Genomic DNA, 11376 nt, shown 5'->3' on the forward strand with positions numbered 1-11376 from the left:
TGAGACACAGTGACAAAAAAAAGATCAAACATACTTAAATAACCCTGTGAGAAAGGTATACTCCACCCACATGAATCATTTAGGTACATTTGATCTTGCCTGCTTTACCAGTAACACGTCAAAGTGTATCAAACTATATAACTTTAACAATAAAGTAACACGCTTTCATTCACTTGACAAGCTTTTTTATTATGAAAAATTTAAACAATAAAGTTTTTTCTCAATCTTCTTTGTTAAATCATAACGTTTATGATAACCTAATTCTTCTAAAAACTGATAAAAATTTATGTAAAGATAAACAACGTTTGAGAGAAGATCAAAAAACAAACAAGTTCCTAAAAAATTTCATCTTCGCTCTTTACCAATCCTCAACATCTATTGAAACTTCTTTGTACTTTTTCAATATAAAAATTCACAAGGTTCTTGTCTTTCCACCACACTAGCAGAGCTCTCATATGGGGCTATCGGGTTAACTTAAAGCCTTAAATTGATGACTCTTGATGTGAACATTTCTCAAAGTAATCACACAAAAAGACTTGTCGTTTTTATGAAAGCATGTTAGATTATAGCCAAAGATAAATAGTTTTAACACACTTTGACGTGTTACTGTGATAAACAGGCAAGATCAAGTGTACCTAAGTAATTCATGTTGTGGGGATTAGTACCCCCCTTACCGAATTATTTATGTATGCTTGATCTTTTTTTGTTACTGTCAAAAAATAAAAAAACTGAAGGCATAACGGTTTTCAAGGTGTTTTGTACTTCAAATGAAGCGAAAGGAATCTTTATATATATGGATAAAATGAGTGGCAAACAAACTTCTCTTATTCTCATCATTGTAGTATTCTACTGGTTCGCACAATATGTCTATATTCCCTATCAAACTCCATATTTAAATCTAATTCATGTCTCTAGCAATTTTATCGGGGCAATTGTTGGTGCTTACGGAATTTCTCAATTATTACTTCGATTACCTGTTGGAATTGCGGCTGATATTAACGGTAATCACAAATTTTTTATTATTTTTGGTACTTTTTGTGCTGTTATTTCCTCTCTTCTACGAATTTTTCTACCTACTGGTATCGGATTTTTTATTGGTAATCTATTATCCGGAACTGCTAGTGCTACTTGGATTTCATTTATGGTTCTATATATGAGCTATTATTCAAAAACACATCAAGCCATTGCAACAAGTAAAATTATTTTAGCTAATAATCTCGGAATGTTATTAGCTTTTGTTACGAGTACTTTCTTGTATGATATTGTTGGTATGAGATGGATTTGTTTCTTTAGTTTCACCGCTGGTATTATTGGGTGTGCTCTGTCATTCTTCATCCATCAAATGAAACCAACCAAGCCACAGGAATTAACGATAATGAACTTATTAAAGGTTGGAAAAGATAAAAATTTACTGGTCTTTTCAATCTTAGCTTTGATTCAACAAGGTGTTCAAATGTCGTCAACTATGTCTTTTACTAACCAAATTATTAAAGATCTTGGTGCTAACAATACAATTGTTGGGTTATCAAGCATTATCTATATGTCATCGGCAGTATTATTCGCGAAATCTGCTTCGACTCATTTGATTGAAAAAATCTCTAAAAAACATTGGATTTCTATCATCTTCTATTGTCTAGGAATATACTGCTTTCTAGTTTCTCACACTTCATCCATTGGATTTATATGTATTTTACAAATTATACCTGGAATAGCAACTGGTATATTATTCTCTTTGTTAACTTCAGAAGCAATGCAAACAATAGATCCACGCAAACGCTCTACGGCTATGGGATTATTTCAAGCCATTTACGCAATTGGTATGACGATTTTTCCTATCATAAGTGGGATTCTTAATGAAAGAATATCAATAAAAGCAACATATTCGTTTCTCGCTACTTCTTGCCTCATTGCAGTCTTTGTCTCTTCTACATACTTTAATTCTGCCGCACGAAAAATAAAGCAACCACAAAAATGGTCATCAAAAGAGATGTGACAATAGATAACTATGACTATAGTAGTCTTCGTAACAGATCTATTGAAGAAATGCTATAAGTATTTTTATAATGAATAAAATAGTTACGAAGGAGTTTTCATATTGAATATTCATTACACAAGACCTGATATAAATGATTTAAAAGAGCTTATGCATATCGAGAATTTAGGATTCAGACCTGATGAAGCAGCTACGGAAAAATCCATGAGGGAACGAATTAAGAATATCCCTGATACGTTTATTGTTGCGAGAGATGAACAGGATAAAATAATTGGATATGTGGTGGGGCCAGTGATAAATCATCGTTATTTGACGGATGATCTATTTGAGAACGCGCATCCCAATCCTACAAGTGAGGGCTACCAAAGTATTCTTAGCCTTGTCGTTCATCCTGATTATAGAGGGCAGGGAATTGCTACACATTTGTTAGAGAGGCTAGAAGAAGCTTGTAAAAAAAGTCAAAGAAGCGCAATAACTTTGACCTGCTTAGATGATTTAATTCCTTTTTATGAAGCCAATGGCTTTGTTAATGAAGGTAAATCTGTTTCGACACATGCAGGTGAGACTTGGTTTAATTTAGTGAAGGAATTGTAATTGCTGTAGAGTCAAGTTCTCTTTGAGACAACCCTGTTACCGATATTAACAGGGTTGTCTCAAAAGCAAAGGAGCGTTTAATGTCTAACTCCTAAATAGACAACCCTTTTTTAGGCATACAATAGTCAGTTGTTCTTCCTTATGTAACATACGATTCATTCAACTTTTAATAGGTTTGCTTAACAGCAATCCGATTCTACCTCTCTAAATCATCATTTATATCATTATGTCCTGCTTTTTTTAAGGCTCTTTGAAGCTGATAAATTTTCATCATACCAATTAACCCCACCAATATTGCTCCTAGTAGAACAGACCCAATAATGACAAGAATTAATGGCCACTCGGCTTTACCAAATAAATAATTTACCGTTACCGGTTCAACATTGATCACAGAAAAAATAGCAATAATTAAGACGACAACGAGCGCAAATAATAGGTTCCATTGTTTTTTCATAAGCCACCTCCATCATAAGTTTTTAAATTAAATATTATCAAAGGATAGTCCAAAATGCTAGCTTTCACAGCAACCTTTGGGAGAAGGTTGATTCATTGTTTGTGCTTATCTTCCTTCAGGGTAATCTACCATGCACTTTGGTTACCCTGGACACATTGTTTCCTCCATCAGAGTAAGCAAACACGTTCTTTAGTTACCCTGCACACGGAATTTCCTCCGCCTGGGGAAGCAAACACGTTCTTTAGTTACCCTGCACACGGAATTTCCTCCGCCTGGGGAAGCAAACACGTTCTTTGGTTACCTTGGACACGGAATTTCCTCCGCCAGGGTAATCTATCACCCACTTTAGTTACCCTGCACACGGAATTTCCTCCTTCAGAGTAATCTAACACGTTCTTTAGTTACCCTGCACACATTGGTTCCTCCTTTAGGGGAATCAAACACCTACTTTGGTTACCCTGCACACGGAATTTCCTCCATTAGGGTAATCTACTACTAACTTTAGTTAACCTGCACACATTGGTTCCCCCTTCAGGGTAATCAACCACGCCCATTGGTTACCGTGTTCATGAGATACCCTATTACCAAAATGCAATACTTGCTTCGCTATTATATCAGTACCCCTGTAAATTCTACTAAAACATCTCCCATACGAGCTGTTCCAATAAATCATGCATTTGATGCTGTTCACTTCATAAGAAAAACTTAACTAAAAGTATAATAATTTCAGTATTTTCTTATTACTCTACTTCAAATACAATGAGGGTAACGAAGGGGGGGATATTATGACTTTCGCATTTAAAACGATTGATCATATTCAACTAGCTGCACCGAAAGGCAGTGAGCAAAAAGCAAGAGTATTTTTTGGGAGAATACTAGGACTTCAAGAAATTGAAAAGCCCGAGGAATTAAAAAAACGTGGGGGTGTATGGTTTGGATTTGATCATTATCAAATCCATATCGGCATCGAAGACCCTTTTTCCCCTGCTAAAAAAGCACATCCTGCATTTGAGATAGAAAATCTTGAGGAGCTAAAACAGCATTTAACTAAGCAATCGATTGAATTCACCGTAGATACTCAACTACCTGGGGCCAATCGAATCTATGTGAATGACCCTTTTGGGAATCGGATTGAACTATTAGAGTGGCTATAAGCATAAATAAAGAGCTGTTCAATTTTATGAACAGCTCCATTTAATCAGAAAATAATTATCCCTTACGAACATTTTCCAAAACAATTCCCTTTACATCCAACACGGAGTCGAGAATAAATTCGGCTTGATGTTCTTCAAATTCCTTTCTTGCTTCCTTCCCAGATAATCCTGTTAGTACCGCTGCGAAACGGCAGCCCATGTCTCTTGCCGCTAACAGATCGGCTAAGGAATCACCGACCACTAATATTTGATCCCCATTTTCTAATGGAAGATCGATCTTTAAGCACGATGCAATCGGAATTTGTTTCCCCTTCTCTGCTTGGATAAATGTATATGGATTCGGCTTAGATAAAGGGGCATAGCTTGGATGCTGTTTCTCTGCTTCAAGAACTTCATCGGCTGTGACGATATGATTCCGATCAAAATAGTTTAGCCAGTTCAAATACTCGAAAGGCTTAATAGTTTCAAGATCTGGTCTTCCTGTTCCAATCCCAATTTGCAAGCCAGCATCAGTCAAATCCTGAAAAAGCTGCCCAATTTGCTCAGGCTTTGCTAATGTCTTTTCATCAGAAAGAAAACCCTTCTTTCCTAGCTGAACAGATGGTCTCCCTGTTGAGGAAAGTACATTTTCGTCCCCAACATACCATTCTTGTGATACATGCTCACAAACCGACCAAAGACGATTCTTTTCACTAAATAAATTGGTCTTGATTCCAAATTTCTGTTCAACCAATACATTTAAATAGTCAAATAAATCTTCCTTGCTATTTGCCTTTGCATTTTGAAACTCGCTAATAAATTCGTCATAATCAATCGTAGCTTTATACTGAGCTAAGCTTTCTTGTATTTCAAGTAATACACTACGATCAATTTCTGAAGTTAACCACTTGGAGATATTCTCTTTTTCTTCACCCACCACTTGTTCTAAAAGATGGATTAGTTGAAAGCTAAAGGTTAAATAAATCATATCCCAATTTGCATTTAATCCTTTTGACTTAAAAAACTTAAGCACCTGGTCATTTTGGAAAACGGTATTCCTAATGCTTGTTATTTCTTCATCGTTTAATACAATTTTAAATTGATCTGATTCTAATCCTAAATAATTTTTACTATGTAAAAGCTCCCAAACAGTTAATGCGGACGCATCGAAATATCGTTCTTCACTTAGTAAAACACCATCAACATCAAATAATATCGTTCGAATCATACTCATCCCCCTTTATTTAAGGTAAACGTATAAAATCCATCTCCAAGCTCTAGCTCTTCAAATTAAAAACCAGCTACCAATGGTCGTTTCCCCTTGGTTGTTAGGAAGATCTAGGAGCTTGCACTTTCTTATTTTAGTGTATCACAGAACCATAGTATATTATATCCATCCACAAAAAATCACTGCGGTTGCAGTGATTCAATTATTAGCTAATTCCTTTACGTTTTTCCTCATAGCTTGCAATTTTGTCTTCAAGCATCATCGTGATTGCAATATCATCCAAGCCTTTTAAAAGTGTTTCCTTCTGATATGGATCCATTTCAAAATGAATGACTTGATCATCATAGGTTAGGCGTTCATTTTCTAAATCAACCGTTAATTCTATTGTTGCCCCATTCGCTTTGTCTAATAATGACTTGACCGTTTCTAGATTTAATTGAATAGGTAAAAGACCATTTTTCAAACAATTATTATAAAAAATATCAGCAAAGCTTGGAGCAATAATGACCTTAAACCCGTAATCCTGAAGGGCCCATGGAGCATGCTCACGGGATGATCCACAGCCAAAATTCGGTCCAGCTACAAGTATTTGCGCACCTTTATATTTTGCTTGATTCAGAGGAAACTCCTTTATTTCCTCGCCATTTTCATTAAAACGCCAATGGTAAAAGAGACATTCTCCAAAGCCTTGTCTTTCAATGCGTTTGAGAAATTGTTTTGGGATAATTTGATCTGTATCGACATTCGTTCGATCTAGTGGTACGACTAATCCTTGAAATGTTTGAAATGGCTGCACAAATATTCACCTCCTATTGGTAGACCTTTTCCATTTTTCTCACATCAACAAATCGTCCATGAATCGCAGCTGCTGCGGCCATAGCTGGGCTTACAAGATGTGTTCTTGATCCATTTCCTTGTCGTCCTTCAAAATTCCGATTGGAAGTGGATGCACATCTTTCCCCTGGGGGCACAACATCATCATTCATTGCTAAACACATACTACAGCCCGATTCCCGCCACTCAAAGCCTGCTTCGATAAAGATTTTATCCAAGCCTTCCGCCTCAGCAAGTGCTTTAACCGTTTGTGAGCCTGGTACAACTAATGCTCTTACATTCTCATGCACATGATGCCCCTTAATCACTTCAGCCGCATGACGTAAATCACTCAGACGAGAGTTCGTGCATGAGCCAATAAAGACATGCTGAATTTCAATCTCCTCTATAGGTGTACCACCAGTAAGTCCCATATATTGAAGGGCCTTTTCAACCGATTCCTTCTCACTTTTATCTGTGATGGTGTCAGTTGATGGTAGCAAATCATTTACAGATAAGCACATGGATGGATTGGTCCCCCATGTCACTTGTGGCGCAATTTCATTTGCATCAATTTCAATCGTGCGGTCATATTCAGCACCTTCATCTGTGGCTAGACTTAACCAATATTCAGCCGCTTTTTCAAATTTAGTTCCCTTTGGTGCATACTTTCTACCATTTAAATAAGAAATGGTTGTTTCATCTGGGCTGATTAAACCTGCTCTTGCTCCAGCTTCAATGGACATATTACAGATAGTCATCCGCTCCTCCATTGACATGTTTCGTATGGCTTCACCCGTATATTCAGCAATATATCCGGTGCCAACATCAATGCCGAATTTACCTATGATCGCTAAAATTAAATCTTTCGCTGTCACACCAAGACCTAGCTTGCCATTTACTTTAATTTGTAATGTTTTAGGTCGCCTTTGCCATAGAGTTTGAGTAGCAAGAACATGTTCCACTTCACTTGTGCCGATTCCAAAAGCGATGGCACCAAATGCACCATGTGTAGAAGTATGACTATCGCCACATACAATTGTTTTTCCAGGAGTGGTCAAACCTAGTTCAGGACCAATCACATGAACAATCCCTTGATCAGGGTGATCAATGCCAGCTAACGGGATCTTAAATTCCTCACAATTTTTCTCCAATGTGCTCATTTGTTTTTTTGCAATAGGATCATTGGAGACACGAAGCTTCGTAGTAGATACATTATGATCGACTGTCGCAAAGGTTAGATCCGGTCGTCTGACAGTTCGCTGATTGAGTCGTAGTCCCTCAAATGCTTGTGGAGATGTTACTTCATGTACTAAATGCAAATCAATATAAAGTAAATCTGGTTTTCCTTCCTCCTGATGTATCAAATGCTGTTCCCATATTTTTTCGATAATTGTTTTCGGTTGCATCAAATCCCCCCTAACCACAAATATAGGTAGTCAAAATACCTGAGATTGCCTGATTTTCATTTATAGCATCAATGACTTTTTGAACCATTTCTGTTGTTCCAACCTGTTTTCCATGTTGTAGATTTAAATCACCTGTGTGATATCCTTCATTCAATACCTTCATGACCGCTTCCTCAATAATATGTGCTTCCTTATCTAGGCCAAATGAAAATTTAAGCATTAAGGCTGTCGATAAGATCATGCCTAACGGATTGGCTAAATTTTTCCCAGCGATATCAGGGGCAGACCCATGAACAGGTTCATATAATCCGACTAAATCACTTCGTAAACTTGCCGACGGAAGCATCCCTAGTGATCCAGTAATCATAGAGGCTTCATCACTTAAAATATCTCCGAATAAATTTTCTGTAACGATTACATCAAACTGTTCCGGACGATAAATAAGCTGCATAGACGCCGAGTCGACTAACATATGGTTGACCGTTACATCTGGGTATTTTTTAGCGATGCGATTAACTACTTCACGCCACATTCGACTCGATTCCAGTACATTCGCTTTATCGACGGATGTTAGTATTCCTCTCCGCTTTTGTGCTAATTGAAATGCTTTTTCTACCACTCTTTCAATCTCAAAAACGTTATAGACTAATGTATCAACAACTAATTCTTTGTTTTCTCCACGTCTTTCACTTGGTTTTCCAAAATAAAGTCCACCTGTTAACTCTCTAACAATTAATAAATCTACGTTTTCAATAACTTCCTTTTTCAATGTGGAGGCATGGATGAGCGGTTCATATGCTGTAACGGGACGTAGGTTTGCAAAAAGACCTAATTCCTTTCTTAGTCCAAGCAATCCTTGTTCTGGTCTGACAGCATGTGAAGTGGAGTCCCATTTGGGCCCACCAACCGCTCCTAAAAGAATCGCATCACTCTCCCTACATAAGGCTAAAGTAGATTCTGGAAGGGGCTGGCCGCAATCATCGATTGCTGCACCACCTATTAAACCTTCCTCGAAACTAAACTCATGATCGAAACAATCAGATATGGCTTGAAGAACTCGAACAGCACCATTCATCACCTCAGGGCCAATTCCATCACCAGGTAAAACTGCGATTCTTTTATTCATAAACCTTGCCTCCTTTGATTTTTGTAAAAGTTTAATAGTTTGGAGTTATCATCTAAACTTGTAGTTTTTCCTTTTTATATTCTTCGTGAACAATGACTCGATTAATCGCATTTAAATATGCCTTTGCTGATGCCTCTAAGACATCCTGTGCTGAGCCTCTTCCACCGGATTCAACTCCACTATACTGGACCTTAACAAAGGCATCGGCTAATGCATCTCTTCCAGAACCAAGCGAATGAAGCTTATAATCTTTTAATTCAACCGGACCATCAATCATTCGTGATAATGTATTATAGATCGCCTCCACACTACCTGCACCGGTTCCTGCCTCTTCTAGGACACTACCATTTGGAGACTTAACAACTACAGTAGCCGTCGGGATATTATTTGTACCATATTGCACCTGAACACTTTGCAGCTCATAGGTTTTCACATCAATTTGTTCAGTCTGTTTATCCGTAAGAATCGCAAATAGGTCATCCTCGGTCACTTCTTTCTTTCGATCCGTTAATGCTTTAAATGAATCAAACGCATCTTTCAGCTTTTCCGGTGTCAGCTCAAATCCTAATTCCAAGGCTTTTTGTTTAAATGCATGTCTTCCAGAATGCTTTCCGAGAACTAAGTTATTCGATGCGACTCCAATGAGTTCAGGAGTAATAATTTCATAGGTAGATGCTTCCTTTAACACACCGTCTTGATGAATTCCTGATTCATGAGCAAATGCATTTGCACCAACAACTGCTTTATTTCCGGGAACGACCATTCCCGTTAATTTACTAATTAGCTGACTCGTATGTTTAATTTCATCTAGCTTTAATCCTGTTTTTGCCTGGTAATAATCTTGGCGAATATGAAGAGCTACCGCTATTTCCTCTAATGCAGCATTTCCAGCTCTTTCACCAATACCATTAATCGTGCCTTCTATTTGCCGTACACCATTTTCAATAGCAGCCAGTGAATTTGCGGTTGCCATCCCTAAATCATCATGACAATGTGCTGACAGAATCACTTTATCAATAGAAGGAACATTTTCCCGAATAAACGAGAAAAGCTCGCCATACTCCTTCGGTGTACTATAGCCGACTGTATCTGGTAGATTAATAACCGTTGCACCTGCTTGAATGACTTCACTAATAATTTTTACTAGAAACCATTTATCTGATCGACTTGCATCTTCAGCAGACCATTGTACATGGGAAAATCTTTGTTTGGCGTATTTTACAGCCTCAACTGCTGACTCCAATACTTCATCAGGGGTTTTTCTTAATTTATAGGTCATATGAATCGGGGAAGTTGCAAGAAAAATGTGAATTCTCGGCTCCTCAGAATCCTTTAATGCATCCCAAGCAATATCAATATCCCGTTTATTCGCCCTTGCTAATCCAGTGATTGAACTATTACGGATTGATCTTGCGATTGATTGTACTGCTAAAAAATCTCCTTGGGAGGAAGCGGGAAATCCCGCCTCCATAATATCTACTCCAAGTCGTTCGAGCTGTTTGGCAATTTCAAGCTTTTCTATCGCATTTAAGTTCACTCCTGCAGACTGTTCGCCATCTCGAAGGGTCGTATCAAAAATGTTAATTTTTTGCATATGCTGCCACTTCCTCTTCTTTCTTCTCCTTCTTAACAAATGGCATGAGCTTACGTAATTCCTCGCCAACTACTTCAATTGGATGCTGATTTTCACTTGCATTAATCGCATTAAATACAGGACGATTCGCTTGGTTTTCTAAAACCCAACCTTTAGCAAATTGACCAGATTGAATTTCCTTTAACAATTCTCCCATCCGTTTTTTCGTATCTTCATTCACTACTCTTGGTCCAGAAACAAAGTCACCCCATTGTGCTGTATCTGAAATCGAATAGCGCATTCCTTTTAGTCCTCCTTCATAAATCAAATCAACAATCAATTTCATTTCATGAAGACATTCAAAATATGCAACTTCAGGCTGGTATCCTGCTTCTGTCAATGTTTCAAATCCTGCTTTAATAAGTGAAGTTAATCCACCGCAAAGGACTGCCTGCTCACCAAATAAATCAGTTTCAGTTTCTTCCTTAAACGTCGTTTCGAGAACCCCTGCTCGAGAACCACCGATTCCTTTGGAATAAGCAAGTGCCACGTCTTTTGCTTCACCAGTTACGTCTTGATAAATTCCGATAAGAGCTGGAACGCCTGCACCCTCAACATATGTTCTACGTACTAAATGTCCAGGTCCTTTTGGTGCTACTAAGAACACATCTACATTTTCTGGAGGAACGATTTGATTAAAATGAACATTAAAGCCATGTGCAAAAGCAATTGCTTTGCCCGGATATAGTACGGGTTCAATTTCTTCTTTATATACTTGAGTTTGTCTTTCATCTGGTAAAAGAACCATAATGACATCGGCTTCTTCACTTGCTTCTTTAACAGATTTCACTGCAAAACCATCCTGTTCAGCTTGCTCCCATGATTTTCCTTTACGTAATCCTACTACCACATCAAATCCACTTTCACGTAAGTTTTGTGCATGTGCATGACCTTGTGAGCCATAACCAATGATCGCGATTTTTTTATTTCTTAAAACCTCATCTTGAATATCTGAATCATAATATACTTTTGCCATTTTTCATCTTCTCCTTT

General features: G+C 37.7%; 10 protein-coding genes. 3 read left to right on the forward strand and 7 right to left on the reverse strand.

Features of this window, described 5'->3' with window-relative positions:
• Positions 1–793: 793 nt before the first annotated feature.
• Both NST63_RS20650 and NST63_RS20655 read left to right on the forward strand, forming a co-directional pair.
• Positions 794–1993 (forward strand): MFS transporter, encoded by a 1200-nt coding sequence (locus NST63_RS20650; protein WP_341043600.1) that lies wholly within the window; start codon positions 794–796, stop codon positions 1991–1993.
• A 102-nt stretch (positions 1994–2095) separates the two neighbouring features.
• The gene (locus tag NST63_RS20655; protein WP_341043601.1) at positions 2096–2587 is read left to right on the forward strand and encodes a GNAT family N-acetyltransferase; all 492 of its coding nucleotides are present in this window, start codon (positions 2096–2098) and stop codon (positions 2585–2587) included.
• Positions 2588–2783: 196 nt separating this feature from the next.
• On the opposite strand, the gene NST63_RS20660 is transcribed toward NST63_RS20655, so the two are convergent.
• Complete coding sequence (locus NST63_RS20660; RefSeq protein ID WP_071977637.1) at positions 2784–3041, reverse strand: LapA family protein; 258 nt, start codon at positions 3039–3041, stop codon at positions 2784–2786.
• Between the two features lie 785 nt (positions 3042–3826).
• Between NST63_RS20660 and NST63_RS20665 the strand changes: the two genes are divergently transcribed.
• Complete coding sequence (locus tag NST63_RS20665; RefSeq protein WP_341043603.1) at positions 3827–4195, forward strand: VOC family protein; 369 nt, start codon at positions 3827–3829, stop codon at positions 4193–4195.
• 55 nt (positions 4196–4250) lie between these two features.
• Here the strand turns inward: NST63_RS20665 and NST63_RS20670 are convergent, their stop codons facing one another.
• The 6 genes from NST63_RS20670 to ilvC form a co-directional block, all read right to left on the reverse strand.
• The gene (locus NST63_RS20670; protein WP_341043604.1) at positions 4251–5402 is read right to left on the reverse strand and encodes an HAD family hydrolase; all 1152 of its coding nucleotides are present in this window, start codon (positions 5400–5402) and stop codon (positions 4251–4253) included.
• A 205-nt stretch (positions 5403–5607) separates the two neighbouring features.
• The gene (leuD, locus tag NST63_RS20675; RefSeq protein WP_212944357.1) at positions 5608–6198 is read right to left on the reverse strand and encodes a 3-isopropylmalate dehydratase small subunit; all 591 of its coding nucleotides are present in this window, start codon (positions 6196–6198) and stop codon (positions 5608–5610) included.
• Positions 6199–6211: 13 nt separating this feature from the next.
• Entirely contained in the window at positions 6212–7624 is a 1413-nt protein-coding gene (leuC, locus tag NST63_RS20680) for a 3-isopropylmalate dehydratase large subunit (protein ID WP_341043606.1), read from the reverse strand.
• A 10-nt stretch (positions 7625–7634) separates the two neighbouring features.
• Positions 7635–8750 carry a 3-isopropylmalate dehydrogenase gene (gene leuB / locus NST63_RS20685; protein ID WP_212944353.1) on the reverse strand — a complete coding sequence of 372 codons (1116 nt, stop codon included), beginning with the start codon at positions 8748–8750 and terminating at the stop codon, positions 7635–7637.
• 52 nt (positions 8751–8802) lie between these two features.
• Positions 8803–10344, reverse strand: coding sequence for a 2-isopropylmalate synthase (locus NST63_RS20690; RefSeq protein ID WP_058005699.1), 1542 nt, complete (start codon positions 10342–10344; stop codon positions 8803–8805).
• Entirely contained in the window at positions 10331–11359 is a 1029-nt protein-coding gene (ilvC, locus tag NST63_RS20695; RefSeq protein ID WP_058005700.1) for a ketol-acid reductoisomerase, read from the reverse strand. The genes NST63_RS20690 and ilvC overlap by 14 nt, the downstream gene beginning before the upstream one ends.
• Positions 11360–11376 lie beyond the last annotated feature (17 nt).

The organism is Heyndrickxia sp. FSL W8-0496 (assembly GCF_038007825.1).
Taxonomy (GTDB): Bacteria; Bacillota; Bacilli; order Bacillales; family Bacillaceae_C; genus Heyndrickxia; species Heyndrickxia oleronia.